The sequence below is a fragment of the Paenibacillus sp. FSL H7-0737 genome, assembly GCF_000758545.1.
Classification (GTDB): Bacteria; Bacillota; Bacilli; order Paenibacillales; family Paenibacillaceae; genus Paenibacillus_AQ.
Genome location: NZ_CP009279.1, coordinates 5,069,732 through 5,095,831, shown reverse-complemented (window position 1 = coordinate 5,095,831; position 26,100 = coordinate 5,069,732). Strand labels below are relative to the sequence as shown.

The 26,100-nt window shown below is 43.6% G+C and carries 31 protein-coding genes, 3 tRNA genes and 1 pseudogene; 25 read left to right on the top strand and 10 right to left on the bottom strand.

The window, feature by feature from the left end:
* Nucleotides 1-114 precede the first annotated feature (114 nt).
* From carA to H70737_RS22295, 8 genes are all read left to right on the top strand, one after another.
* Nucleotides 115-1,293 carry a glutamine-hydrolyzing carbamoyl-phosphate synthase small subunit gene (carA, locus tag H70737_RS22325; protein ID WP_042190808.1) on the top strand — a complete coding sequence of 393 codons (1,179 nt, stop codon included), beginning with the start codon at nt 115-117 and terminating at the stop codon, nt 1,291-1,293.
* A 1-nt stretch (nt 1,294) separates the two neighbouring features.
* Nucleotides 1,295-4,522 (top strand): carbamoyl-phosphate synthase large subunit, encoded by a 3,228-nt coding sequence (gene carB, locus H70737_RS22320; RefSeq protein WP_042190806.1) that lies wholly within the window; start codon nt 1,295-1,297, stop codon nt 4,520-4,522.
* 110 nt (nt 4,523-4,632) lie between these two features.
* Nucleotides 4,633-5,379 (top strand): orotidine-5'-phosphate decarboxylase, encoded by a 747-nt coding sequence (pyrF, locus tag H70737_RS22315; protein ID WP_042190804.1) that lies wholly within the window; start codon nt 4,633-4,635, stop codon nt 5,377-5,379.
* Nucleotides 5,376-6,014 carry an orotate phosphoribosyltransferase gene (gene pyrE, locus H70737_RS22310; protein ID WP_042190802.1) on the top strand — a complete coding sequence of 213 codons (639 nt, stop codon included), beginning with the start codon at nt 5,376-5,378 and terminating at the stop codon, nt 6,012-6,014. Before pyrF ends, pyrE begins: the two co-directional genes overlap by 4 nt.
* 563 nt (nt 6,015-6,577) lie before the next feature.
* The gene (locus tag H70737_RS22305; protein WP_042190799.1) at nt 6,578-8,065 is read left to right on the top strand and encodes an ABC transporter substrate-binding protein; all 1,488 of its coding nucleotides are present in this window, start codon (nt 6,578-6,580) and stop codon (nt 8,063-8,065) included.
* Between the two features lie 112 nt (nt 8,066-8,177).
* Nucleotides 8,178-8,342 (top strand): hypothetical protein, encoded by a 165-nt coding sequence (locus H70737_RS31115; protein ID WP_019909365.1) that lies wholly within the window; start codon nt 8,178-8,180, stop codon nt 8,340-8,342.
* 82 nt (nt 8,343-8,424) lie between these two features.
* Nucleotides 8,425-8,501 (top strand) — tRNA-Met (locus H70737_RS22300).
* A 44-nt stretch (nt 8,502-8,545) separates the two neighbouring features.
* Nucleotides 8,546-8,619: transfer RNA gene (locus H70737_RS22295), tRNA-Ile, on the top strand.
* Nucleotides 8,620-8,909: 290 nt separating this feature from the next.
* Here H70737_RS22295 and H70737_RS22290 read toward each other — a convergent pair.
* Nucleotides 8,910-9,164 carry a site-specific integrase gene (locus tag H70737_RS22290; RefSeq protein ID WP_231573506.1) on the bottom strand — a complete coding sequence of 85 codons (255 nt, stop codon included), beginning with the start codon at nt 9,162-9,164 and terminating at the stop codon, nt 8,910-8,912.
* Between the two features lie 186 nt (nt 9,165-9,350).
* On the opposite strand from H70737_RS22290, the gene H70737_RS22285 reads away from it, so the two are divergent.
* From H70737_RS22285 to H70737_RS22270, 7 genes and pseudogenes are all read left to right on the top strand, one after another.
* The gene (locus tag H70737_RS22285; protein WP_042190795.1) at nt 9,351-9,806 is read left to right on the top strand and encodes a GNAT family N-acetyltransferase; all 456 of its coding nucleotides are present in this window, start codon (nt 9,351-9,353) and stop codon (nt 9,804-9,806) included.
* Nucleotides 9,807-9,882: 76 nt separating this feature from the next.
* Complete coding sequence (locus tag H70737_RS22280) at nt 9,883-10,359, top strand: GNAT family N-acetyltransferase (protein WP_042190793.1); 477 nt, start codon at nt 9,883-9,885, stop codon at nt 10,357-10,359.
* Nucleotides 10,360-10,391: 32 nt separating this feature from the next.
* The gene (locus tag H70737_RS22275; RefSeq protein WP_442950244.1) at nt 10,392-11,003 is read left to right on the top strand and encodes a restriction endonuclease; all 612 of its coding nucleotides are present in this window, start codon (nt 10,392-10,394) and stop codon (nt 11,001-11,003) included.
* A 538-nt stretch (nt 11,004-11,541) separates the two neighbouring features.
* Entirely contained in the window at nt 11,542-11,691 is a 150-nt protein-coding gene (locus H70737_RS31110; protein ID WP_197071333.1) for a dihydroorotate dehydrogenase, read from the top strand.
* Nucleotides 11,692-11,721: 30 nt separating this feature from the next.
* Nucleotides 11,722-11,826 (top strand): YjcZ family sporulation protein, encoded by a 105-nt coding sequence (locus H70737_RS31340; RefSeq protein ID WP_231573505.1) that lies wholly within the window; start codon nt 11,722-11,724, stop codon nt 11,824-11,826.
* A 226-nt stretch (nt 11,827-12,052) separates the two neighbouring features.
* Nucleotides 12,053-12,115 (top strand): annotated as a pseudogene (locus H70737_RS31335) (YjcZ family sporulation protein); the annotation flags it as partial.
* A 549-nt stretch (nt 12,116-12,664) separates the two neighbouring features.
* Nucleotides 12,665-13,168: a DUF2798 domain-containing protein gene (locus H70737_RS22270; protein WP_042190791.1), complete on the top strand. Its 504-nt coding sequence runs from the start codon at nt 12,665-12,667 to the stop codon at nt 13,166-13,168.
* 336 nt (nt 13,169-13,504) lie between these two features.
* Here H70737_RS22270 and H70737_RS22265 read toward each other — a convergent pair whose 3' ends face one another.
* The 3 genes from H70737_RS22265 to H70737_RS22255 form a co-directional block, all read right to left on the bottom strand.
* Entirely contained in the window at nt 13,505-14,494 is a 990-nt protein-coding gene (locus tag H70737_RS22265; RefSeq protein WP_042190788.1) for a hypothetical protein, read from the bottom strand.
* Nucleotides 14,491-14,985 carry an RNA polymerase sigma factor gene (locus H70737_RS22260; protein ID WP_042190786.1) on the bottom strand — a complete coding sequence of 165 codons (495 nt, stop codon included), beginning with the start codon at nt 14,983-14,985 and terminating at the stop codon, nt 14,491-14,493. The genes H70737_RS22265 and H70737_RS22260 overlap by 4 nt, the downstream gene beginning before the upstream one ends.
* Nucleotides 14,986-15,162: 177 nt before the next feature.
* Nucleotides 15,163-15,495 carry a hypothetical protein gene (locus H70737_RS22255; RefSeq protein ID WP_042190784.1) on the bottom strand — a complete coding sequence of 111 codons (333 nt, stop codon included), beginning with the start codon at nt 15,493-15,495 and terminating at the stop codon, nt 15,163-15,165.
* 108 nt (nt 15,496-15,603) lie between these two features.
* Between H70737_RS22255 and H70737_RS30855 the strand changes: the two genes are divergently transcribed.
* Nucleotides 15,604-15,777 (top strand): hypothetical protein, encoded by a 174-nt coding sequence (locus H70737_RS30855; protein ID WP_156113172.1) that lies wholly within the window; start codon nt 15,604-15,606, stop codon nt 15,775-15,777.
* A 124-nt stretch (nt 15,778-15,901) separates the two neighbouring features.
* Here the strand turns inward: H70737_RS30855 and H70737_RS30850 are convergent, their stop codons facing one another.
* From H70737_RS30850 to H70737_RS30455, 3 genes are all read right to left on the bottom strand, one after another.
* The gene (locus H70737_RS30850) at nt 15,902-16,063 is read right to left on the bottom strand and encodes a hypothetical protein (protein ID WP_179085777.1); all 162 of its coding nucleotides are present in this window, start codon (nt 16,061-16,063) and stop codon (nt 15,902-15,904) included.
* Nucleotides 16,064-16,139: 76 nt separating this feature from the next.
* Nucleotides 16,140-16,682, bottom strand: a complete 543-nt coding sequence (locus tag H70737_RS22250) for an ImmA/IrrE family metallo-endopeptidase (protein WP_231573332.1) — start codon at nt 16,680-16,682, stop codon at nt 16,140-16,142.
* Nucleotides 16,683-16,822: 140 nt separating this feature from the next.
* Nucleotides 16,823-16,999: a YjfB family protein gene (locus tag H70737_RS30455; protein ID WP_076098563.1), complete on the bottom strand. Its 177-nt coding sequence runs from the start codon at nt 16,997-16,999 to the stop codon at nt 16,823-16,825.
* Between the two features lie 149 nt (nt 17,000-17,148).
* Between H70737_RS30455 and H70737_RS30845 the strand changes: the two genes are divergently transcribed.
* Entirely contained in the window at nt 17,149-17,295 is a 147-nt protein-coding gene (locus tag H70737_RS30845; protein ID WP_156113170.1) for a hypothetical protein, read from the top strand.
* A 78-nt stretch (nt 17,296-17,373) separates the two neighbouring features.
* Here the strand turns inward: H70737_RS30845 and H70737_RS22245 are convergent, their stop codons facing one another.
* Nucleotides 17,374-17,805 (bottom strand): NucA/NucB deoxyribonuclease domain-containing protein, encoded by a 432-nt coding sequence (locus tag H70737_RS22245; RefSeq protein ID WP_042194351.1) that lies wholly within the window; start codon nt 17,803-17,805, stop codon nt 17,374-17,376.
* A gap of 107 nt (nt 17,806-17,912) precedes the next feature.
* On the opposite strand from H70737_RS22245, the gene H70737_RS22240 reads away from it, so the two are divergent.
* Nucleotides 17,913-18,329 (top strand): cytidine deaminase, encoded by a 417-nt coding sequence (locus H70737_RS22240; protein ID WP_042194350.1) that lies wholly within the window; start codon nt 17,913-17,915, stop codon nt 18,327-18,329.
* A gap of 174 nt (nt 18,330-18,503) precedes the next feature.
* Complete coding sequence (locus H70737_RS22235; protein WP_042190782.1) at nt 18,504-19,979, top strand: glycosyl hydrolase; 1,476 nt, start codon at nt 18,504-18,506, stop codon at nt 19,977-19,979.
* An 82-nt stretch (nt 19,980-20,061) separates the two neighbouring features.
* Here the strand turns inward: H70737_RS22235 and H70737_RS22230 are convergent, their stop codons facing one another.
* Nucleotides 20,062-20,550 (bottom strand): PH domain-containing protein, encoded by a 489-nt coding sequence (locus tag H70737_RS22230; protein WP_042190780.1) that lies wholly within the window; start codon nt 20,548-20,550, stop codon nt 20,062-20,064.
* A 117-nt stretch (nt 20,551-20,667) separates the two neighbouring features.
* On the opposite strand from H70737_RS22230, the gene H70737_RS22225 reads away from it, so the two are divergent.
* Entirely contained in the window at nt 20,668-21,228 is a 561-nt protein-coding gene (locus tag H70737_RS22225; protein ID WP_042190778.1) for a hypothetical protein, read from the top strand.
* Between the two features lie 382 nt (nt 21,229-21,610).
* The gene (locus tag H70737_RS22220) at nt 21,611-21,946 is read left to right on the top strand and encodes a YolD-like family protein (RefSeq protein ID WP_042130171.1); all 336 of its coding nucleotides are present in this window, start codon (nt 21,611-21,613) and stop codon (nt 21,944-21,946) included.
* On the opposite strand, the gene H70737_RS31105 is transcribed toward H70737_RS22220, so the two are convergent.
* Nucleotides 21,943-22,107: a hypothetical protein gene (locus H70737_RS31105; RefSeq protein ID WP_197071245.1), complete on the bottom strand. Its 165-nt coding sequence runs from the start codon at nt 22,105-22,107 to the stop codon at nt 21,943-21,945. The two genes, H70737_RS22220 and H70737_RS31105, sit on opposite strands and share 4 nt — an antisense overlap.
* A gap of 298 nt (nt 22,108-22,405) precedes the next feature.
* Here H70737_RS31105 and H70737_RS22215 point away from each other — a divergent pair, with 298 nt between their 5' ends.
* From H70737_RS22215 to H70737_RS22200, 4 genes are all read left to right on the top strand, one after another.
* Nucleotides 22,406-23,092, top strand: coding sequence for a M15 family metallopeptidase (locus tag H70737_RS22215; protein ID WP_042190775.1), 687 nt, complete (start codon nt 22,406-22,408; stop codon nt 23,090-23,092).
* Nucleotides 23,093-23,168: 76 nt separating this feature from the next.
* Complete coding sequence (locus H70737_RS31100) at nt 23,169-23,639, top strand: hypothetical protein (RefSeq protein WP_042190773.1); 471 nt, start codon at nt 23,169-23,171, stop codon at nt 23,637-23,639.
* Nucleotides 23,640-23,800: 161 nt separating this feature from the next.
* Nucleotides 23,801-23,886 (top strand) — tRNA-Leu (locus tag H70737_RS22205).
* 314 nt (nt 23,887-24,200) lie between these two features.
* Nucleotides 24,201-25,793, top strand: coding sequence for a sensor domain-containing diguanylate cyclase (locus H70737_RS22200; RefSeq protein ID WP_042190771.1), 1,593 nt, complete (start codon nt 24,201-24,203; stop codon nt 25,791-25,793).
* Nucleotides 25,794-26,100 lie beyond the last annotated feature (307 nt).

Here is a 26,100-nt window from a genome sequence, read left to right as displayed (position 1 = left end):
CTGGTGGGGCGGAGTTGCTGATCTTTACGGATGCAGCGATTGTGTACACGTTCACTCCGGAAGGCTTGTAAGGCATAAGCATTAGACTACAGAAACAAGAAGGAGTGGAATGGAATGCAGGCGAGATTGCTGCTGCAAGACGGAACTTTATTTACAGGTACCGCATTTGGCGCTGAGGGCGAAAAGACAGGCGAGGTTGTTTTTAATACAGGAATTACAGGATATCAAGAGGTGCTGTCTGACCCTTCATATTGCGGACAAATCGTTACTATGACTTACCCATTGATCGGGAACTACGGAATTACTCGGGATGACTTTGAATCTGTTCGACCTTTTGTACACGGCTTTGTAGTGCGCCGTCATGAAGAAGTACCTAGTAACTGGCGTGCTGAATATAGTGTGGACGACTTGTTGAAAGAATACGATATTCCAGGGATCAGCGAGATTGATACTCGGATGTTGACTCGGATTATTCGCCACTACGGAACAATGAAAGCGATCTTGACCACCTCTAACAAACGTGTAGAGGAACTGATGGAAATGATGGGAAATACTACGATTGAGGAATTGCGCAATCAGGTAGCTCGTACATCAACTGCAAGTTCGTACAGCAGCCCAGGCAACAAAGAAAGAATTGTACTTGTGGATTACGGTGCGAAGGCTGGTATCCTACGTGAGCTTAACGAACGTGGTTGTGATGTTGTTGTAGTGCCACATGATGTAAAAGCGGAAGAAGTTCGCCGTCTGAACCCAGATGGTATCCTACTGTCCAACGGCCCTGGGGACCCTAAAGATGTGCCTCACGCTGTCAAGACGATTTCTGAATTGCTTGGTGAATATCCGATCTTCGGCATCTGCCTTGGTCATCAGTTGTTTGCACTTGCTTGTGGAGCGGATACAGAGAAGCTGAAGTTCGGTCACCGCGGTGGGAATCACCCTGTGAAGGAATTGGAAAGCGGACGCTGCTTCATCACTTCCCAGAACCATGGTTATACCGTGAATGAGGAATCTGTGAAGAACACTGAACTAGAAGTTACTCACATTAATAATAATGATAAGACTGTTGAAGGTATTAAACATACTCGTTACCCAGCATTTTCGGTGCAATATCATCCAGAAGCGGCGCCAGGACCACATGACAGCAGCTACTTGTTCGATCGCTTCCTTCAATTGATTGCCGATCATAAAGCAAAGACACCTGTTGTTTCACGTCAGGCACAACTTGCGGCAAACGCCAGAATCACGGCGCCAAAAACTAACTTACAGCTTGAAGCCGTGAAAGGAGCTCTATAACATGCCAAAGAACGATAAACTTAAAAAAATACTAGTGATCGGTTCCGGACCGATCGTCATCGGCCAAGCAGCGGAGTTTGACTACGCAGGAACTCAGGCTTGCCAAGCCCTTAAAGAAGAAGGCGTGGAAGTCGTACTGATTAACAGCAATCCAGCAACGATTATGACAGATACAAATATTGCAGATAAAGTGTACATCGAGCCTATTACGCTTGAATTCGTAACTGCAATTATTCGCCAAGAGCGTCCAGATGGATTGCTTCCAACGCTGGGCGGTCAAACTGGCCTAAATATGGCTGTAGAATTGGCTCGTGCAGGTGTGCTTGAGCAAGAGAATGTTAAGCTTCTTGGTACACAGCTTGATTCCATTGAGAAAGCAGAAGATCGCGATTTGTTCCGTGATCTAATGCGTGAATTGGATCAACCTGTACCGGACAGCACCATTATCACTACTGTAGATGAAGCAATGAAATTCGCTGAGGAAATTGGATTCCCTCTGATTGTACGTCCAGCTTATACGCTTGGCGGCACAGGCGGCGGGATCTGCGATAACGAAGAAGAGCTGCGTGAAACTGTCAAAGCAGGAATTCGTTACAGCCCGATCGGACAATGTCTGGTTGAGAAGAGTATTGCCGGCATGAAGGAAGTTGAATACGAGGTTATGCGTGATGCTAATGACAACTGTATCGTTGTCTGCAACATGGAGAACTTTGATCCTGTAGGCGTACATACAGGTGACAGTATCGTTGTGGCACCTAGCCAGACGTTATCGGATCGTGAATACCAAATGCTGCGCACAGCTTCGCTCAAAATCATCCGCGCCCTGAATATTGAGGGTGGATGTAACGTACAATTCGCACTTGATCCGCAAAGTTATCAATATTATGTAATCGAAGTAAACCCGCGTGTCAGCCGTTCCTCGGCTTTGGCGTCCAAAGCAACTGGATATCCGATTGCCAAAATGGCTGCCAAAATCGCGATGGGTTACACGCTGGATGAAATCGTCAATCCGGTTACCGGACAGACTTATGCATGCTTCGAGCCTACACTTGACTATATCGTAAGTAAAATTCCACGCTGGCCGTTCGACAAGTTCATTCATGCGAACCGTAAGCTGGGTACGCAAATGAAAGCGACAGGCGAAGTAATGGCGATCGGCCGTACTTTTGAAGAATCGATTCATAAAGCGATCCGTTCCTTGGAAATTGGTGTTCACCGGTTCCGTCTGCCAGGTGCAGAGTCACTGGAAGAGAGCGTGCTGCGTGAACGTCTTGCGAAGCCTGACGATGAGCGTCTGTTCCTGATTGCTGAAGCTTTCCGCCGTGGTTACGGTTTGCAAGAAATCCAGGATATTACGAACGTGGACTGGTGGTTCCTCTCCAAAATTGAAGGTTTGATTAACTTTGAAGAGGTTATTCGCGGCGAAGAAACTTTGTCTGCGGAAACTCTATACCAAGCGAAACGTAAAGGCTTTACAGACCGTGCGATTGCTGAGATTCGTGCAGAAGGACAAGCGAATGGGAAATTCACCAAAGAAGCTGATGTGCGCGCGCTACGTTTGGAGCAAGGTTTAACACCTGTGTTCAAAATGGTAGATACTTGTGCGGCTGAGTTCGAAGCTTCTACACCTTATTACTACTCGACTTATGAGACTGAGAACGAGGTCATTCATTCTGATAAGCAAAAGGTTATCGTGCTGGGATCTGGTCCAATCCGGATCGGTCAAGGGATTGAGTTCGATTACTCCACAGTTCATGCGGTATGGGCCATTCAAAAGGCTGGATATGAAGCGGTTATCATCAATAATAACCCTGAGACTGTATCTACAGACTTTAATACTTCGGACCGGTTGTACTTTGAACCATTATTCTTCGAAGATGTCATGAACGTAATTGCGCAAGAGAATCCGATTGGAGTTATTGTTCAATTCGGAGGTCAAACAGCGATTAACCTTGCGGCACCTCTAAGTGCTGCTGGTGTGAAGATTCTTGGAACTAGCCTTGATAGCATTGATGAAGCTGAGAACCGTAAGAAATTCGAAGCTTTGCTGGCACGCCTTGATATCGCTCAACCGAAAGGTAAGACGGTTACCGACGTGGATCAAGCTGTAGAAACTGCACAATCCCTTGGGTATCCGGTGCTGGTACGTCCTTCCTACGTACTAGGCGGACGTGCAATGGAAATCGTATATAACGATACTGAACTGCTTAGCTACATGGTAGAAGCGGTGAAAGTGAATCCGGAGCATCCGGTATTGATTGACCGTTACATGTTAGGTAAAGAGGTTGAGGTAGACGCGATTTGTGATGGTGAGACAGTAGTTATTCCGGGCATCATGGAACATGTCGAACGCGCAGGTGTTCACTCCGGTGACTCTATCGCCGTATATCCTCCGCAATATCTGGATGAAGGTCTAAAAGAGAAAATCGCTGAGATCACAATTAAAATCGCTAAGGAACTGAAGACGATTGGACTGGTCAACATCCAGTTTGTTATCTATCAGAACGAAGTATACGTAATCGAAGTAAATCCACGCTCCTCGCGTACGGTTCCTTTCCTGAGTAAGGTGACAGGAATTCCAATGGCGCATTTGGCAACCAAAATCATTCTCGGCAGCAAGCTGAAGGATGACGGTTATACAGAAGGTTTGTGGCCGGAAAGCGATTATGTATCGGTTAAAGTACCAGTGTTCTCTTTTGCGAAACTACGCAGAGTAGAACCTACACTCGGACCTGAAATGAAATCGACCGGTGAAGTTATGGGCCGTGATAAGTTGTATGCAAAAGCTTTATACAAAGGTCTGATCGGAGCAGGGATGAAAATTCCAGCTACTGGCGCTATCATCGTTACGGTGGCAGATAAAGATAAAGCAGAAGCTGTAGAACTTATGAAAGGCTTCCACTCCATGGGTTACAAAATCATTGCTACTGGAGGCACGGCACAAGCGCTTGAAGAAGCAGGCCTCAACGTAATGAATGTAAATAAGCTGGATGAAGGTGCGCCAAACATTCTCGACTTGATTCGTGGTGGGCAAGCTAACTTCGTCTTTAATACACTGACTAAAGGTAAAACGCCAGAACGTGACGGATTCCGAATCCGCCGTGAAGCGGTTGAGAATGGCGTCGTATGTATGACTTCACTGGATACAGTGACGGCACTTCTCAGAATGCTGCAGACGATTAACTTCTCGTCACAGTCCATGCCTGCTTTTGTCGGACAATTGAACTAATCTCATAAAGATGCATAGGGCGGTTTGCGTTTACGCAGACCGTTCCGCTATGCCTAGGGTCTAATAAATAAAGGGTGTGGATGTAGTCTGCACTGGATAGGAGCATGGTTATGGGAGTAGGAGAAGTAGAGTGGAAAGCGATGGCGAACCGTCTGATGATCGCTTTGGATTATCCTGATGTGACTGGAGCAAGAGCCTTGATCGATAAGCTGGAAGGAATTCCTTGCTATATGAAGGTAGGCATGCAGCTGTTCTATGCGGCAGGACCAGAATTTATTCAAGAGCTGAAATCTCGTGGCTATTCTGTGTTCGTTGACGTGAAAATGCATGATATCCCTAACACGGTAAAAGGTGGCGCTCAAAGTCTTACGAATCTTGGCGCTGATATGTTTAACGTACACGCGGCAGGAGGCTCAGCCATGATGGCTGCAGCACGCGAAGGAGCGGCTTCAGCAGTTAGTGCTAATGCTGCCCTTAAGATGCCTTTGATTATTGCAGTTACCCAGCTAACCAGTACGAGTCAAGAAGTGATGAATAACGAAATTGGGATCGCTGGAGAGGTAGCGGATACTGTGGTAAGATACGCCAAGCTGGCTGCCGATGCGGGTCTAGATGGCGTAGTAGCATCGCCACAAGAGTCCGCAGCTATCGCAGAAGCTTGCGGCCCAGCATTTTGCACGGTTACACCGGGTATCCGGCCAGCAGGTGCTTCCTTGGACGATCAGTCCCGGGTTATGACGCCTGGAAAAGCCATTCGTCAGGGTAGTCACTACCTTGTTGTAGGACGGCCGATTACAGCTTCACCAGATCCACGTCACGCAGCACTAAACATTATTGAGGAGATGACCCTAGCATGAGCTCATTAAATAGAAGTGAACAAGTAGCAAGTTATTTGCTGGAGATTGGAGCAGTAGCGCTGCGTCCACAGGAGCCTTTTACATGGACCTCTGGTATCAAATCGCCGATCTATTGCGACAATCGTCTGACTATGGCTTACCCAGAAGTTCGTAACTATATTGCAGATGCCTTCGCCCAGCTTATTAAGAGCGAGTATCCGGACGCTGAAGTGATCGCAGGTACAGCAACCGCGGGTATTCCACACGCAGCTTGGGTAGCAGATAAGCTCAATCTGCCTATGGCTTATATCCGTGATAAAGCTAAAGGCCACGGCAAGCAGAATCAGATCGAAGGTCTGATTAAGCCGGGACAAAAGGTTGTTGTTATTGAAGATCTGATCTCCACAGGTGGAAGCTCCATCAAAGCGGCTCAGGCCGTGCAAGAAGCTGGCGCAGAAGTGCTGGCTGTACTCGCAATCTTCAGCTATGAGCTGGACCGTGCAGTGGATGCTTTTGCTGCAGCTGAAATGCCATTACAAAGCTTGTCCAACTACAGCACATTGATTGATGTGGCTCTTGCACAAGGTAAAATTGAATCGACGGACGTAGAAGTACTGAAGTCTTGGAGAAAAGATCCTTCATCATTTGGTGTTTAAGCTTAAATAAATGAGTATAGTTTAGGCGAGCCTCTCACTTTTCAGTGAGGGGCTTTTATTATTGTGAGGAGTGCGAATAAAAAGAGGGACACAACATTCTCAACTGTCATCCAAGACACGAATAGTTGTATTTTGTACACTTAAACTAACTTTTCTTAGAGGAATTGGAACTATAGTTGCACTTTGCGCAATTATTATCAGCCTAGTATCTGTCGAAACCTTCTAGTAACGGTTTTTAATTGTACAGAGTGCAATTAAAAGGAGAACCAAAATAAACTCGGCTCTAATAGTTGCAGAAAGTGCAATTATCCAGTCGTAGAGGGTAGGATTGTGTCGGTCAGCGGGAATGTAGTAAGTGAGCAAGTGTGAGTGGGAAAGTGGAGATCGTGTATCTGCAAAAGCTCCTAGTAACATTTTTATGAGAATAATATGAAGAAATCGTAGTATAACTTTAAACGTCCTGTAACTTCCCTTCTTGATTAAAGCTTTATACTGTTACTAGGATTATGGATTATTTATCCATAAGATGTAGAAGAATCAAGTATTTATGGGAGGATATAATAATGAATCATATAAACAACAATAAACGGCTGTGGCGCCGCTGGTTAAGCCTTGGGGTATGCGCTGCGCTGATACTACCACTAATCTCTGATGGGTGGAATACGGCTTGGGCTGAGCCTTCTAAGGCTTCAGTGAAGCAACGTGTATTGCGTATTGGGAGTCTATGGTCTGGGGAGGACGATTCGTTTTTTCGTCAGCAGTTTACAGATATGTATGAATTGCAGCATCCAGAAATCAAATTGGAGATTATTCCGGCTATAGATACGAATGACCTTCGGTACAATAACACCTCCTCAGACGCAAGCTCTGACAATTTGGAAAATATCCGAGCAATTATGGGCGGGGATAAGCCTGTTGATGTGATCGTCGGTGATAGCGCATTAGTGAAGAGTTTGGTAGATCATAATCTTGTCCAATCGCTGGAGCCGCTTATAGCGCGTGATCAGTATGATTTAAGCAATATGGCGCCTACAATGCTGAATGGAGTTCGTGAGCTGGGTAGAGGAAGTCTTTTTGCGTTGGCGCCGATCTTCTCGTCTAGTGCGCTTTTTTATAACAAGGGAATCTTTGATGCTGCTGGTGTGAGCTATCCAACGGACAAGATGACTTGGAATGAACTGTTTACACTGGCAGATAAGGTGACGAAGAAGTCATCTAATAAAGAAACTCGGATATACGGGTTCTCGATGAACCGTTACTTAAGTGATCCATTCTGGGATATGCAGAGCTATGTCGCACCGCTAGAACTTACGATGTACGATAATAAGGGTCAGCACATGACTGTAAATACCACACAGTGGAATCAGGCTTGGACTACTTACAGCCAGTTGGTTAAGAAACAAATTGTACCTGAGCTAAATGGGTTGGATTTTGCAGGAACAGAAGGGAATGCCTACAGTCCAATCCAAGGCGATCTGTTCCTCACAGGAAAAGCAGCAATGGTCGTTGGAGAATATGGTTATCTCAATGAACTGGCGGGAGTGGCCCGTAATGCTGCTAAGATCAAAAATTACAGTCCCATCAAATGGGGTGTGGTTACTGTACCTACCTTTCAGGAAAAACCGGATGTTGCCATTGGAACATGGCTTGGTAATATGATGGCAATTAGTTCTACGGCTACTAATAAGGAAGATGCCTGGGATTTGATTAAGTTCGTCAACAGTAATGAGGTTGCGAAAATTAAAGCTCATAACAAGAGTGAACTGACTTCCCGTAAGGATTATATTACCGCTCAGACCCCTTCTGTAAATTTGGAAGCTTTTTATACACTTAAGCCTTTACCTGCAACGGATCCTTTATTGATCAGTTTACAGATGCAGAAGCCTGGGATTAGCCGGATTAGCGATGTTGGACGTCAACTATTCATTGATGTTTATCAGGGGAAGAAAACCGTCGAGAATGCACTCAAAGCTTGGGAGAAGCAAGGGAATACCATGCTGGATACACTTGAAAAAGATCCCACGGTCTATTTTGACTCGATCGGTGAATGACTCTGGAATATGCCCTAAGCCACCAGTTTTCTGGTGGCTTATTTTGTGGAACTTGGGCATGATAAGTTCAGAGCGGTGTATCATAAATTTGCGAAAAGGAGAAGAGGGCATCATGAATTGGATATACTTCGCGAAACTGTTCAGGACCAGATTTCAAGCAGGTTGTTTGGCTAAAAGATTGGAGCAAGATGGCTGGATTTACGGTTATCATGACCCACGTTTTGTAGAAATTTATCGATCCCGTAAGGGAAGATACGGGGTTAGATTTCTGCCTTGAGAACTTTTATAAATTCTTCCTTGACGTAGACCCAATTTGTAATGTATATTATTTATTGTCGCTGTTTGAATATTTTTTCTGACGCGGGGTGGAGCAGCCCGGTAGCTCGTCGGGCTCATAACCCGAAGGCCGCAGGTTCAAATCCTGCCCCCGCAACCAATTTATTTACAACAGCAATTGTACATTCGGATATTTTTAGATCCGGGCCCTTAGCTCAGTTGGTTAGAGCGGTCGGCTCATAACCGATTGGTCGGGGGTTCGAGTCCCTCAGGGCCCACTTATCAAAAACCCTTACTTTGTAAGGGTTTTTTGCTGTCTATAGGGTTAGTGATATAAAGAAAATAGGATGGGGGAAAGGCCGGGATTTTAAGTTTGCTAACGGATTTGCTAACGTGAATTATTTTTCTGCAGTTTCGAACTGTTTTTCAGCGTATTTATTCAGTTCTGCTTCAATTTTGTCAACGGCCTCTTCCAGTTTGATTGGGAGTAGGTGATTATCGTTCGTTGAACATCGCTAGAGTCATACCCAGTCGTTCAGCTACCTTGGATCTATATAGCCTCCACCAGCTAGCAACATACTAAGTCATTATCCTCATATGAGTCTCCATATTCTTTTTTTATAATCCTCGATTTGTTTGTAGCGCTCTTAAGGTCATCAATAATATTCTGAAAAAGTTTTACCCGTCGTATGGAATCATTCGTCTTCGGGCGTTGAATGACTAAACCATCCCGTGTCCAGTTGGCCGTCTGAATCACCTTGAGTTCTTTCTTTGCGAAGTCGATATCACCCCAGCGAAGTCCAAGGATCTCACCACGTCTCATTCCAGTATAAATTGCCAATGAAAACACAATAGACTGGCGGGCGCCTGCCTCATCAAGCTAACAGGCAGTATAGTTTAACTTAAAATAAACTTTCCGTTTCCCGCAGTTAACTTAAGGTGTAATCTGAAAGCACCTTTTTTTGAAGGTGATACTCATCAAGAACCGTATTTATGAAGGAGTGACTTAATGCAAGCTATTAAATCTATAATAGAGTGTCCAGAGCGTCATATAGAGTTTGCTGAATATGTTAAAGAAAAATGGCCAAACGTTCAGAAGGTGGTACTCCCTAAAATTGACGAAAGTTTATCGGCTGAAGATGGTTTGCCATTAACATTTCTGCTATTAAAAAACGACAAAATAATTGGATTTTATCAATTGATTGAGCAGGAATATATAATTCGAAAAGATTTATCGCCATGGATTGCTCCTTTGTTCATTGACGAGAATGAGCGAGGGCAAGGTTTAGGTTCAGTATTGTTGGAGCATGCCAGAAAAATGGTGGGGCAATTGGGATATACGAAGGTTTATATAACGACTGACCATATTCGTTACTATGAGAAATATGGATTCAGAGAAATCGGTTTGGATAATTTTGAATGGGGACGACCCACCAAAATCTATGAACACGACACTATAAAGTAATTTATCGCAACATGGTTTGTTTGGGACTTAACTAACGGGAAACGATAGTTGAATCTACAGAGGGATGGTATCAAACATGGACTATGAAATCAAAATAGCAACCTTGGAACATAAAGAAATACTCAGCAACCTGTTACAATTCTATATTTATGATTTCTCAGAATTTATGGAGTTGCAGTTTGAGGCAAACGGTAAATATGGTAATTATCCAATTGATGAATATTGGTCTAAAGACCCCAATTATCCATATTTAATCAGTCTCAATGGGAAAATTGTTGGATTTGTCTTAGTCAAATTAAAAAATCGGGAAGAAGATGACGCATATTTTTCTATTGCTGAATTTTTTATTGCGAAGAAGTATCGTAGGCTGGGATTAGGGAGATTGGTTGCTAAAGATATATTTGATATGCACCAGGGAAAATGGGAAGTTTACCAAATAGATAACAACAAGCCCGCTCAACTCTTTTGGAAAAAGGCAATAGAAGAATATACAGGAGGAAAATTTACTGAACGAATTGAAGTAGGAAGAAGAACACAAGTATTCATTAGTTAATGCGAGGTTCTTATATTAATGGGGGTTGCTGGTTGACAAAAATGATAATTTTGTTGGTTATTCTTGCTATTATTACTGCTATTTTTGTATTCAAAGTTTTATCTAGAAAGAAGAGTTACCCTCCCCAAAGTATAGTAATTGATCCACTTAAGATTACGATCCAGGACATAGACCGAATGGAAGACGGAACTGGCTTTGTAGAATATCTGTATCGTTTATTTTTGGCCATGGGTTATAGTGATGCATATAAAACGAGAGGAGGCAGAGATTTTGGATCTGACTTAGTGTTTACAGACGGGGAGGGGGTTCGAAATGTCGTTCAGGCAAAGCGTTATTCTTATCCAGTAGGGTTAGGAGCTGTTCAAGAGATCTATAGTTCCATGAGATATTACAGGGCAAAAAAGTCCATGGTAATATCCTCAAACCAATATACCTCAGCGTGTGAAGAACTTGCTAGTTATAACGCCGTAAGATTACATAGTAGAAGTGACCTTATAGAAATTATAAACTTTTTCAAGTCAGGGCAGATTGATAAAGCAAAGGATATCCTTGAGTCAGAGCCCAGGATTATACTGGATTCATGGGATAATAAAGTAATTAAGAAGGGCTTCAAAGTTGAAAAACGATGGGCTGCGAAGAAATAGATAGTTCGTAGAACAAGGAGCTTTATACTGATGAGCAATGAAGATTTTCAATACAGAAATACATACTTTTTCGTAGGGAATCCAACGATTCTATGGATCACCATACTTGGCTTGGTGTTGTTAGGATTTGTATTGTTTTATTTGATTAAGAAATACATAAAGCAGAGAAAATGAAACCAGGCTTTTCATTATTTTTTATGATGTTGCGAATGAGGAACGACCATCTTTGATGGTTGTAATGTTGTGTGGAGCCCTCATATCTATTGGCGGATATAACTATTTGAAAAACAGAAAAGGTGTTTCTGGCCAACTGCGTAATTAATTGTGAGGGTCCAGTCCAGGAATGGGAGGTTAAGGTTGCTGATGTTTATTACATCAGAAATGAATTTGAATTTAGTTTTAGCATAAATGTGTCTATCAAATACCCCGTCTACCTTAATTGGTTAGCGGGGTTAATTTCATCTCTCATATACCCAAGCACGATCAGAAAACTGGCATATCCTACATTTGTATTCAATTACAAAGGAGGAATTCACGAATGGGCGAATTTGTTGGTGGATGCGGTATTGGAGAACGTGAACGTGAACGTGAACCTGAACGTTTTGTTGGTGGAGCTTTTACATCCACAGGTGCAATCTTGGTGCTCTTTATCCTGCTGGTCATCATTACAAAAGCCTGTATATTTTAAGTAGAATTAATTTACAAAGGAGGAATTATGATGGGTGAATTTGCTGGAGGGTTTGGCGGAGGTTTTACTTCTACGACTGCAATTCTGGTTCTGTTTATATTGTTGGTAATCATATCTAAAACTTTCTTGATTTAAGTTTCAAACCTCCCACTATGACCAGCACCCATAGTGGATATCTGCCAGTAGATACTTGCGGATTTGTAATGAAGATAATGAAAGTTTCCCCCATCAACATTAAGTCGTTGGGGGTAGTTTATGTTTATACGATAAACTCTGTAAATACTGGACTACGTAGCATGACTGATTTGGTCCAGATCCTCATTCTAACCTTTGCCCACAGTCGGGGCTTTAAATGGATAGAACAGGTGCAATCTTGGTACTGTTTATCCTCCTTGTAATTATTTCTAAGACTATCTTGTTATAAAATGTTAGCCGAACTCTCAATCGTTTAATCCGTCAGCACAACTGACGGATTTTTTACATATGGGAATGAGTATCGCCCAAATAATTGAAATGATATATCTCGATAAAACAGGTGAAATTACTCAGCGGAAGATTGAAGTGGATATGCCACTGAAACGGCTATCATATGCTCATAACCGATTGGTCGGGGGTTCGAGTCCCTCAGGGCCCACTTATCAAAAACCTTTACTTTGTAAGGTTTTTTGCTGTCTATAGGCACATAAATTCAAAAGGAAGAGAATTAGGAAGGCTGGAATTTTGAGCTTGCTAACGGATGCACTGATACCAGATTTATCGCCATGCGCTTACCGCAGGGATAGTTTAAATCTTTTGAATGCACTAAAGAGCAGAGGGATTTTATTAAATCTTAAATAGAGGTCTGACATTCATTTGAAAAAAGTGCTATAATTATCAAATCAGTGTGTAGAGATATTGGTCTTTTTATTGGGCCAAAAATATATGTCTCATGATACGTCTGCCATCTGAAATATGATTCACGGAGATGACAAACATGCATGGAGACACAAGACTGCCCAGAAACGGAAAAGAAGGTATATTATTTTTACTCATTATTTCAATCATTTCAGTAAACACTATTGCCCCTATTATTGTGGGGTTGGAACGTGGCTTCAGTAAGGAAGTGTATATAGATACACTAAAGGTTATTCCGTTTATGTGGATGATCGTAGTTTTTTTCGTAAGATTAGTTGCTGGGCCGATTGTTGGGAAAGTGATGCCGAAATTCATGGGACAAACCGATGGATTTAATGCTAGGGTGCTGTTGAATACTTTATTGAATGTTACAGTGTTATCTATTTTACTATCGATTATCGGCACATGGGTTGGGACGAAACAAATAAGTCTAGAGCCACTTAAAAACTTCCTTCATATCTGGCCAAGAAACTTTGGTATAGCATTTTGGATTGAACTGTTGGTTGCTCAGCCGATAGCAAGATTTGCGATGAAAACATTACACACAAGACAGGATCGTAAAACAGAAAGTGTAAATGCGTAACTAGCTGGAACGTTGTATACGAATAAGAATCTCAGGAACGTCCATGGTGGGCGTTCTTTTTTTGAGTCCCGTTATCATAGTAGTATTGAACATGTAAAAGAGCCATCATAGTATTAATCTACAACGGCTCTTTTATACTTAGAATCTGATATTCTGACATGACGCAATGCAAACCATGCAGCCAACACAAAAAGGGCGCTGTCGCAAAGCCATGAAATGGTTTTGAAGCAGCGCCTTTTTTTGTATCCAGTTAGACTTTTCTGATAGGGATGGTGCCCGAAAAGTTGTCCCAATCGTTGTTCCAATCGCTGTACTCTCGGTTTTCGACCATCATTCTTATGGTTTCATACTATCCCATAGCTGCTGGAATGCCCCGGACTCGACCTCGAAGAATACAGGTGCCTGACCGTAATGTACTAGCCCTTGACCAAACAGCGTCAGCTCTACCCTGGCGTTGTCTTCCAGCTGGAGATAGAGAACCTTGCGGTCTTCGCTGTCGTAGATGCCTTGCGCGGTAAGAGGCTCTGCTGCCAGAGGTTTGGCCGCTTGGAGCGCCTTCACGAAGCCATTAAGGGCCTCGTCGTCAGCGAGCGGTGTGTACTGCTGCTGTCCGTTGTTCCAGCTGTCGAAGCTTTCCCACTGTGCGGAAGTAATTCGACCTTCAAGATTTAGCTTGCCAAATAGATCAGCGCCGCTGTTTACGGTGATCCCGTTTGTATGCTCATACAGTTCGGCGAATACCTCGCCGTTGATTTGCGAATAGGACATAATCAGGAAATTGGAATCATATCCCTTCACGGAATAGATATCCGTTTCGCCAATGTTAGAAGCCAACTCAATATATTTGTCTTTACCGCTCCATTCATCGATGCCACCTGTAGTACGTCCCAGCTTGTCACCACGCAGAGCGGCAGCATCGGCTGCGTTGATTCGAGTCGCAGACTGTGTATAAATGTTATCTTTATATACGACTAGAGCGATCATATCTGCCATAACGCCAGATTTGGTATCCGGCAGTTCCAACTTGGGGATAACAATGCTTCCGGACGCATTTATGCCAGAATTGTCTGGTTGGTTTGGACCTGGAGTTACCTGAGCGATTTGCCCTTGAGTACTCTGGCCATTTAACTGCTGCCATATATTAGGTGCAGCTAAGCCGATCCCGGCGGCGAGGACGATACTTGCCGCGATATAAACCGTCTTGCGTGGACGTTTCCGCTCCCGCTGTTGCTCCAGTTTGTCGATCAATTCTTTTTTCATCTCTTCACCTGGTTTCATAGAATCCACCGCTTTCTTGTATAATGTTCGAAACTGATCTTCTTTCATTGTGATTCCACTCCTTCCAGCTCCAGTTTTAACAGTTGCCGTCCCCGCTGAAGTCTCATCTTCACGGCAGACTGACTAATCTGCAGAATCTTGCTGATTTCCTGGATGGGATAGTCCTCGTAATAATAAAGATGGATTACGGTTTTATACTTCATAGGCATCGCCATAACTAACTGCAGTAGAGCCAAATCCTCGGGGGTGTCTACCGCAATCGGCTCAGCATTTTCCAGCTTAACCTCGCGCTTGCGCCAGCCTCTGCCCAGTAATGTTTTACAATGATTGGTGATTACTCGGATCAGCCATGCTTTTTGATGTTCAGCGTCTTTGAACTTTGGTGCTTTTTCTATCAGTTTGATGAAGGTATCCTGAGTGGCCTCTTCGGCATCTTGGCGGCTGCCTAAATGGACCAAAGCAATCCGGAACAGCATATCTGCGTAGATTTCGTAACTCTTTATCACATGATTTCCCGGCCGGGTCATGGATCGTTGCATGATTCTATGCCCCCTTTACCTATAACACCATTTAGGACGGCATTTGGTCACATTATGTTCCTGAGAAAATTTGCTAGCGTCTAGATCAAGGGTTAGAATCTAAAAAAGGTGCGATTGCCCCAGCAGCCATATCATGACTGTTGAGACAATCGCACCTTTATAATAGAAGTTCCCCCTTTAGGGGAGGGTCTCCTCACTATGTTTATATGTATAGTTTGGATCAAACCTTTTTACAAGAGCCATGCTATATTGATAAATCCGATCCTTCTCTTTTCGATAAAAGTATCTTGCGTTAGGTTCATCTGCAAAAATCACTGTTGTACTTACGACGGGAGCCTTACCAATCTGGGTATAGACTTTATAAAGATCTTCATTCTTATAATCTCTCGTAGCTACCAAATAATGAATCACTTCATTATCCATATGATTTCGGAAGGCCTGAAGCGCTAAAGAAGCGACTCCATATACAATAACGAAGGTAATAAGGATTATTTTTGTTCTTTTCTTCATTAATTCCCTCCATTTAGCTAAAATGTATATATTATAAGATAATATATTGTGACTGGTATGTCATATCTATTGTATCTTGTAATTTACACATTAGAAGGGAGGAAGAACATGATGCAACAAGAAGAAAAAATACAGGAGCTGGAGCGGCGAATTAAGATATTAGAGAATCATACTAATCCGAAGCTACCAGGTCTGAGAATCTTATGGTTTATTATTTGGGGGTTCGTGGGCATATTCCTCATTCTAACTCTTATTGGTGTGATTCAGTTTGTATCCGCATAATAGAGAGCTTACTATTACAAATAAGGCAGCAATTTAACTACCGATAGGTAACCCGCGTAGGTAAAGAATTGCCTGGGTATACTATACTTGCTGCCTTTTTATTATGAACTTACACAAATCATCTTCAGTCTTCTTTGGGTTCTTGCAATAAAATGGAGAAGGTCCCCGTTTCATGATCCACTTCAATCGACTCGATCCCAACAAAATCCGGAATTTCGGGGTGTACTGCATCTACGTTATAATCTGGATGAGTCATCAATAATTCAATTACTTTAATGGCTTCCATATCGATCCCCCTTGCGAGAAATTCCACCATAATTAATGGTCCTTCATTGCGACTACCCTTATTATCTCCGCAGTCATTATTGAATATGTGTTAATCGTTCTTCGTTTCTTCCCATCACGGCCAATAATTGCCCCTGAAAAACACGTCTTTGAATTTGATCAATCCGCTGTAAAGCCAGCTCGCTTGGCACTTGAAATTCTGCTGCAAGATAGCTGATTGCATCTTCACGTTGCTCAGGCAATGTCATGCGGGAGATCATGGAGTAGGGCATAGCTGCATAAAGAATAAATCGCTCAGATTCATCCTCCTGTGCCCGCGTAAAATGTTCTGGCATCAATATTTGATCAGTACCATGGCGGAGCAGATGACAGAGCTCATGGAGAAACTCTAGCCGCTGCAGACTGGCTGGAAGCCGGTTGTCTATAAACATGGTGTACATCCCCGCTGATGCTTCGATGCTCTTGCTTCTTACATCCAAATAATGAACCCAAATATTAAGCCGTTCTGCAATATAAGCAATCGAAATTTGCGAAGGCTGAGTAAGGTTCAGACGCTTGTATAAATCTTCTGTCCACTTCTCCAGCGCAGTCATTTGATAATAGGATTTCATGTTATTCATATCATTCACCTCATTCAGAATCAGTTATAGGATCGTATGTTCGCATAAATGAGCAAAAGAAAAGCCCGAAGGCTATGTAAAGTAAAAAACATAAGGACACATAAGAACGAGTGTTCTTGTGTGTCCTTAGCATAAAGCAATTAAACACTAATATCAAGTGTTTTTCCTAAATTCGGAGCAACGCTTTTGCCCAGCATTTCCACCATCGTTTGACTCTGGGTTTCAGCCTGATTTTTGGCAATATTCATGACTTGTATTCCTACATTTTGAGCTAAGGATGCCTGGCTCATTGCCATTGATAATGCGGCTATATCCATATTGCACCTCCTTCGTGTATATCCTGTTTATCGACAGTGCCTACCTAATTCATTAGGTGAATAGCATTTGTTTGCCAGTTCGCCCAAACGGCTTATCTCCTTTTTACATATCTTGTGCTGTAGTCATTAATCATTAGGAGGAATTAATTATGGGAATGGAACATTGTGGTTGTAACGTAGGTCCTGTAGTAAGCCCAGTAAATGTAGGTCCGGTGTGTAGTCCTTTTACTTCAACAGGAGCTATTCTGGTACTCTTCATCTTGCTGGTTATCATCACTAAAGCTTGCTTATTCTAAGCTAGCTGATGCACATTGTAGCCCCATCCGGTATTCCGGATGGGGCTATTCTTTTGAAGCACTGTTCACGTTAGCTTATTATTTGAACATAAATTCTACGCGGGTTCCATCCGCATAATCTTCTAACTGATTGCCAACCCAGCTTCCTGCACCGCGGTTATCTTTTGGGGTTATGTATTCAATGTCGGCCCCTTTGCCGCCTTCATTACACATGGCCATGGGCCATTCATCGCGGTCGTAGCCTTTTTTGGTGGGGATCCCTTTTAAGGATTCTTTGCGGTTGTCTTCAGCCTGCTCACGGTTAATCGTGCACGTCGCGGACTCCCCTTTAGCAATTGCGTCCTGAATGTGCTTAGCGGTCTCAGGATAACGATCTGATGGGAAGATCAGCTGAACAACTTCTGAATCGGATGTGGACGATGGGGCTGCCGGATCTCCGTTCTGTTCATACCAGTAACCGCCCAAAGCAAGTAACACAACAATGATGAGACTGGTGAGTAATTTCTGTATTTTCAAATCTGCTCCTCCTTTTTTGGAACTTAAAATAGTATATCTTATATCATAATGCAGTGCGATTTAATATACTTAGGAAAAATAAGAGGAGGACGGAATTGGATATGGAGTATTTGATTACGATTGAAGATCAGACGCTTATTGCCTCTGCTGAAGATATTATTACTAGACGCTATGAATGGGGAAGACACCATGTAGGGGCGGCGCTCCGTACTAAGACGGGGGAAATCTTTACAGCGGTACATGTAGAAGCTAGCATGGGACGAATTACAGTCTGTGCAGAAGCGATGGTGATTGGAAAAGCGATATCCGAAGGCTACAAGGAATTTGATACGATTGTTGCGGTAAGGCATTCTGATCCGGACAGCGAGGAAAGAGAAATTAAAGTAGTTTCTCCCTGCGGGATGTGCCGTGAGTTAATTGCTGATTACGGGAAGGATTGCAAAGTTATTGTATCCGAGGACGGCCGGTTAGCTAAATATGATATTTCTGAATTACTACCGCTGAGATATACGAGGTAAATTGGAGATATAGTCAGGAGCCGCCGGGCTCCTTTTTTTTATTGAGCCGTGAATTTATTCAGCAGTTCCTTACACTGTCCTAAATTAAATTACAACTTCATGTCCATTCGCTGAGTTCATGTCACTATTGTCCCCATACTATAACTTAAAAAAGTTAAAAGGATGTGAGAGTGGATGGAACAGCGCAATCTTCGAAATATGGTTGATTCGGCATCGAGGTTTGTGAGCGATGTTCAGTGGCAAATCGCGTATCGTAAATTGCAAATGGCTCCGGCGGATTCGGAAACGGTACCTTCTGCTCAGAAATTGTTGAATACCCTTTATTTTCTGCAAGGAAAAGGATGGATTAGTGGACAACATGATTATTTGGAGAGCGCGGATGAGTTCAATGGTAAGCTGAAAAATACTAGCGGGCAATTCGCCGCCCTTCACGGCTATGAGCTGGGGGCAATCAATAATCAGACGGCGGCACTAATAGACAATCAGCGGGATTGGGTCGTTAGCAGCGCTATTCGCTGGTATAAAGCCGGTGGAATCGTAACGATTAGCTATCACGCACAGTTGCCAGGGACTGCGCCAGCTTGGGATAACGTATCTACGAGCATAAGCAACGCTGATTTTGACAAATATATAACCCCGGGTACCTCTCAGTACAACGCACTGATCGCTGATCTGGATAAGATAGCCCTTTCTTTAAAAAAACTAAATGATGCAGGTGTTCCTGTGCTCTGGCGGCCGTATCATGAAATGAATGGCGGATGGTTCTGGTGGGGGAAGAAGATCAACTACGTGGGACTGTGGAACCTTATGTTTGACCGTTTCACCAGCTATCATAAGCTGCATAATTTATTGTGGGTCTGGAGCCCAAACGCCAAAAATCAGTGGAGTGATGACCCTGCCGAATACTACCCAAGCGGTGACAAAGTAGATGTGCTGGCACTAGATATCTATGATGGGGATTTTAAGGGGAGTCACTATGATAGTCTATGGGATCTGGGTCGTGGAAAAGTGATAGCGATTGGAGAAAATGGAGAGCTACCGTCCCCTGCACTACTATCTAAATCACAGCCCAAATGGTCTTATCAGATGACCTGGGGCAAGCTTCTTTATGAGAAGAATACCGATGCGGTAATTAGAGCCTTTATGAATGACAACTTTGTATTCACGCGGGAAGAGTATGCTGCTGAGGCGGCAATTGTAGCCGCTGAGGGAGACAGTGTGCTGCAGAGTGGACTATGGGGGCAATATTACAATAACATGACTCTTAGCGGCGCACCTGCGCTGACGCGAACCGATGCTAACATCCAATTTTCGTGGAAACAGGGTTCGCCTGATCCAGCCATTCGTGTCGACGCTTTCTCTGTACGGTGGAGTGGAAAACTGACTGCAGCCTATAGTGAAACCTATACCATTTACTCCTCCTCTGATGACGGGGTACGGGTGTGGATTGATGGAGGGCTGATCATTGATAGCTGGGTGAATCAGAGTGGACAGGAGCGAAAAGGCAGTGTGAATCTGATAGCTGGCAAGCTACATGAAATAAAAGTGGAGTACTATGAGAATGAGGGGGACGCGCGAATTGTATTGCAGTGGGAAAGTCCTAGCCAACCCAAAGGGATTATTCCAGCAGGAGCGTTTTATCTTCCATAAGACGATATCCGAACTGATTCGAGCATTGGAATATTAGCGAAAAAGCCCCGGATTTCGGGGCTTTTTTTAATGTGAAAGAATCTTAGATTTGTTCACGGTAGCTAATGTTGTTGGCGATCTTCTCGTCACGAACAGCTTTGCGCAGAACATCCTTGACGGTTTGGGCATCATGGATTTTTCGGAAAAGAAGCTGCGGCGCTGAGGCATCATCAGAAAATACAGTTAATGTACCGATGCCGAGCATCCGGTCCATGATAGATTGTGCTACGGATAAATCGCGTACACGCAGTAATTCGATTTCTTCGACATTTTTACCGATAAGTCCGGTCTTTACCATAATGCGCTGGCTTGTAATGGTGTACGTAGTCGTGTTTAGGCGTACGATTCCTTTGAGGCGATCAGAGATACTGGCTGGTTTGCCTTTCCAGAGCACGACTTCTTGAGTAGCATTTTGATTTGCTGATGGACGGCGGGCGGTCACTGGAGCAGTGCCGTCAATGCTAGATCCGCATTCTCCACAAAATTTAGCGCCCTGCTTATATTCTGATCCGCAGGTTGTGCAATAAGGCATAAATACTCTCCTTCCCTGATTACAATTGAAATAATTATAACATAATAGTCATTTTACATAAATTTCATTTGCGCTTTACACAAACCGACATTATTCTGTTAAGTGGAGGGATAAATAATGAAAAAAGTGTTACTAATAGGAACGCTAATGCTGACTGTCATCCTTAGCGCCTGCAGCAATAATAATTCAACTTCATCGGCACCTGCCTCGGAAGAAGAAGTGCAGGAAACCGTGCAAAACTTCTACAATGAAATGTCTAAACTTGATGAATTAGGAAAATCATCTTTAGCGGAGTTCAACGAAGCTATTGCTGCTTATTCAGCAGGAGAACTTTCGGACAGGCAGTTGGAGAAGAAGATTAACGAATTCCAGAAGACCGCAACAGAACTATCCAATCAGGCTGAAAAAGTGAAAATTTCCTCTAGCTTGCCCGAAGACATTCGTAAACTGCTTGATGAGTCCAAAATTGCTTTTCAAAGTGCTTATTCTCTAAAAGAACAGGCCTCTCAAGGTGCTGATTCCGCAGAGGTCACTGCTGAGAAGTTCGAGGAATTGAATCAGAACGCTGACGTCGCGATGCTATACGGCATTTCCAAGCTTAATGAAGCAAGAGAAGCAACAGGACTCATCGATGCTGATGGTCAGTCCACCGCTGAATCAGAGAAAGTTCAAGAATAGATCGAAATTTAGACGCTGAACAGTTCAACTGTCAGCGTCTTTTTGATGCGATTTTGAGCTTGAGTAGAGGTAACACTGCCAATCCTATAAATAAGCCGGCTACGATTCCTTTTGTTAGGCCTGAGAGGGTACTGCTTCGATATACGAGGGGGTATAGACACAGGAATAATACGGGAATTAGGATGAGCAGGGCATTGTTTTTTTTCAAGTGGAAAGCTCCTCTCAATTAGATATTCAATATTATACAACTTTTAGATAAAAGAGGAGGATTTTAAAGTGGGATCTTTTTCCTGATTATTGATTATTCAGCGAAGGTGTGGATATAATACAAACATACGTTCGTGTGTAGCGGAATAAGTATAGAAATTAGGGAGGGGTTACCATGGGCAAAAAGCTGGAGAAAAACGGACTGTGGGAAAGTAGTCGCATGATGCTGCCGGAGCATAAGGTAAGAATTATTAGGGATGAACGGGAGACCCTGCGCCGCATTAAGCCTATTCTGGATGAGCAGAAGCTGGAGGAGATCGAATGTACACTGGCCTTATCGTTACGGAGTCATGTGCGCGTCACTGTTGTGCTGTTTGATCCTTTTGAGAATACGACAATTAGTGGTTTTGTGACTTCCATTCACACCCACTCGCGTGAGTTTAAGCTGCAGTGGGCGGAGGAATGGAAGTGGATCAATGTAGATGATCTAGTGGAGGTTTACATCGTCTAATGCTGAGAACTGCTGACTTCACTTTTTTCATAAGCAATTAGGGTCAACGTTGGGTTGCCGGTCAGATGTGCAATGGAAGCTTCAGCATTTCGAATAATTTCGAGTGCTTCTTCCTGCTCGCTCAGGGCAGCAACTTTATAGCTATCACTATGAATGTCCATATGTGTTCCCACCTTTCGCTAATATTTTGCCCTTTTTTGTAGAAATGATCCAAGGTGAAGAAGCTATGAATAGGTGCTTTTCAGGGGAGATCTCGGGGATACCGGGGTCTTTTTTTAAAATATAAGAAAGTATAAGTTATGCACCTATCCTTTATGTCTTATATTTCTCGCTTAAACGCTTATCGTCCTTCCTTATATGGACGCCGAAGACATTTATGCTTGTATGCTAAGGCAAGCAGGGGTATTAGTACAAGCGAATGGGGAAGCGGGATCATTGATTATACCAAGGGGTGATACTATGCTGACTTTAGATCAAGTGAGGGACAAATCGGCGGCGAGGCTTGTTGGGCTTCATCCTGTTTTGGCAGCAGGGGCGAAGGCTTTGATACAGCAAAGCTATGCCAGAGGAGTGCCCATCGTTATTACTCAGGGATTGCGGTCGATTGCTGAACAAAATGCCTTGTATGCGCAGGGGAGAAGTAAGCCTGGACCTATAGTTACCAACGCCAAGGGTGGAACCAGCTATCACAATTATGGCCTTGCGTTTGATTTTGCGCTTTTGCTGCCGGATGGAAATAGTATTTCCTGGGACATGAATCGTGATGGTGATAAAGATAAAATAGCGGACTGGCAAGAGGTTGTACAGGTGGGAAAACAGCTAGGGCTTGAGTGGGGAGGAGACTGGACGTCTTTTAAAGATTATTCACATCTGCAAATGGCCTTCGGCTTAACTACGACTCAACTTCGGGCAGGTAAACGTCCTACGACGGATCAGGTCAATGAAGCTTTAAAAAGAATTACTGGGGAGGATGACCAGGTGAACAAAGACGTTAAAGTAACGATAACCTTAAACGGCACTAAACTTACGGATGGTGTTCTTGATACCGGCGTAACGTATGTACCCGTGCGTGCTCTGGCTGAGGCGCTTGGAGCAAAGGTTACGTATGACGCAGCAAGCAAGACAGTGAATGTAGTAAAAGAGTAAAGCTATTCATGTATAGACAGTGCCACCCAAGGGGAAATTATCAGTGATAACTAACCATAAAGGGAGGCATAACACTGTGAACAAGCTAATAACAAGCCTTGCATGCGGTACTGTACTGTCAATGAGTATAATGGGAGCTAGTTACGCTAATCCAATCGGGTCAGCCGCTTTAGGCGGTATCCCGAACGCGAATACGGGCATGGATGGTACCGTGAATAACACTCGGATGATGAATACGGAAGGCAATCTAATGAACGGCACCACGGGAACGATGAATCAGCATGAGAGCATTATGAAAGATAAGATTCGCACAGGGGAAAATTATAGACCTAACACCAATAACTACAATGAAAATTACACCCGGGATAACTACAACAGAAATACGGTAACTCCACTATCCAACACTACAACGGATGGTAGATATCGGGCAACCAGCACAACTACCAATACTGGGACTACCAGCAGAGGATCAAACTGGGGCTGGCTCGGATTGTTTGGACTCTTGGGCCTTGTCGGAATGAGAAGCAGAAGTGACGAACGCAGATAATCGACATGCCTAATAACCCGTGTCGGCATATGCTGGGACGGGTTATTTTTAATGTGATAAAACTTTTTTTGAAAAAGGGATTGCGCGTTATCGATATTCATGATATTATATTTCTTGTCGCGTTATACGTAAACATCGTATGAAGCAACAACACATAATATGCCGGGGTGGCGGAACAGGCAGACGCACAGGACTTAAAATCCTGCGGTACGTGAGTACCGTACGGGTTCGACCCCCGTCCTCGGCATCACAGTGAAAACCTTGAGAAATCAAGGTTTTTTTGTTTTTCTTGATTAAAACTTCCGTCAAAAACTAAAGGTCCTTTACTTAGGAATCACATCCGAGCTCACAGAAATTAAGTTGGAAATACTCTTTTTCAGTACTTGTCTAATCACAAGCTCTGGAGAGGAGTTTTTAATATGAAATATTTCATGAACCACCGTATATCGAACGTTACGTACAGTGTGTGAGAGGTTGGAGTTCATTGATTATTGTCGAATAACATCTTAATTTGTTGTATTATTGATAAAGCTAGTTTCAAGATTCAAGGAGGGTTGTAGTTTGCTTACACTGAGAAGAGCCGAGCCGCGTCAAAGTAAAAAGCTCAGTCTCACATCGCTGCTTACGGGCTTGGTTACGCTGGTGGTTCTACTAACCTCAAGCATTCTTCTGATCGGTTCTTACGAGTCCAAAAAACAATCATTGATGGAGACTACGCTCCATTTGAATTACTACAACGCTGACCGAATGACCAAGACAATGGATTCCTTATTTCAGTCCATGCGCAGCAGTTTGGAATATAGCGCTGCCACACTCTCCGATGACGATGGCTCAACGCCGAAGCAAGTAGATGATAATTTAGAACTGATGCGCAATAGTAGCAATTACTTCAATTCTATCGCCGTGGTCGATGCCGACGGGCTGGTCCGCAACGTAGTACCGACTAGTTTGGGGACAACAGGCGACCATATTACTTCTAAAGTCGGTTTGGAAGCTCTGGCGTTCAAAAAACCTTACATATCCTCCCCCTATATGACCCAAACCACCAAGAGACTAATTGTGTTTATGAGTCAGCCGATTTTCAGCAACAATGGTATATATCGCGGTATTTTGAGCGGCACGTTTTATCTGCAAGAGAGCAATATTTTGTCTATGATTTTTGGCGACAACAACGTGGACAATTCTGGCTCTTATTATTATATTGTGGATTCAAGCGGGCATCTGTTGTACCACCCGGATAAGCAGCTCATTGGGGAGGATGTCAGCAGTAACAAGGTTGTACAGAAACTTATGAAAGGGGAAAGCGGGGAACAGCAAGTGCGCAACACCCGTAGCGTTGAAATGCTTGCCGGATACTCCAGCGTACCGGCCAATGGCTGGGGAATCGTGGTCGTTTCGCCGATTAGTGTCATTCATCATCAACTGATGGGCCACCTTCGGACAATTCTCGGGTATTCGTTGTTTCCGTTCATTATACTCCTGATGGGCGTCATTCTCGTAGCACGCAAGCTGGCCCGGCCTTTTGTGTACCTGGCAAATCTGGTGAGCAGAATGGGCAAGGAGAAGATTGAATTGCCAGAAGCGAAGCCGCAATGGAGCCGAGAGGCAGATCTGCTGACCAAGGCTGTGTTGCTTGCCGTGACGGATATTCAGAAGCAGACGGATCAACTGACCCAAGAGGCTACGACGGATGCTCTGACTGGTTTAATGAACCGGAGATCGTTAGAGTATACGATGAGTCAGTGGATTACCTCTGGGCAGCCGTTTTCGCTCATTGTACTGGATGTAGACAAATTCAAACTCGTGAACGACACTTACGGCCATCTCATCGGCGACGAAGTGCTGAAACATGTAGCCAAAGTTATAGTTACCTCGTTTCGTCCAGACGATGTTTGCTACCGCTACGGCGGTGAAGAGTTCATCATCTTGCTAGCCCACACAATTCCTGAGGAAGCTTTCATCATAGCTGAAAGAGTCCGGCGGGCAATGGAACAAAGCAGGGGGCCAATCCCGACACAGGTTACGATCTCTCTAGGTATCGCCCATTATCCTATTCATGCATTGGAGCGGGAGGGGCTGCTGGAGAAGGCGGATCAAGCGTTATACCTGGCTAAGAGCAGGGGAAGAAACCGGACGATGGTCGCTGATGTTTGAAACAATTTCTCGAAATTTGCGGTGCGTTCCTTATCCTCTGCATCATAGTGAAAGTTGAAAATGCGGCACCAGCAACAATGGAAGAAGCATTAATTAATTGATAATATTCCCGAGGAAAGAAAACCAGAGTGGGAGTATTATTATCGTTGGGTATTTCCTAAGAGCAAGTAATTAAGGAAGCCAGAAACGCACATAATTCTTACTATTAAAGGGCTAGGTGTTGAACTTTAAGCACTGAAAACTCCAGTGTTATCAACGCTTTGCGGGAATAGGCAGACGCACAGGACTAAAATCCTGTGGTACGTGA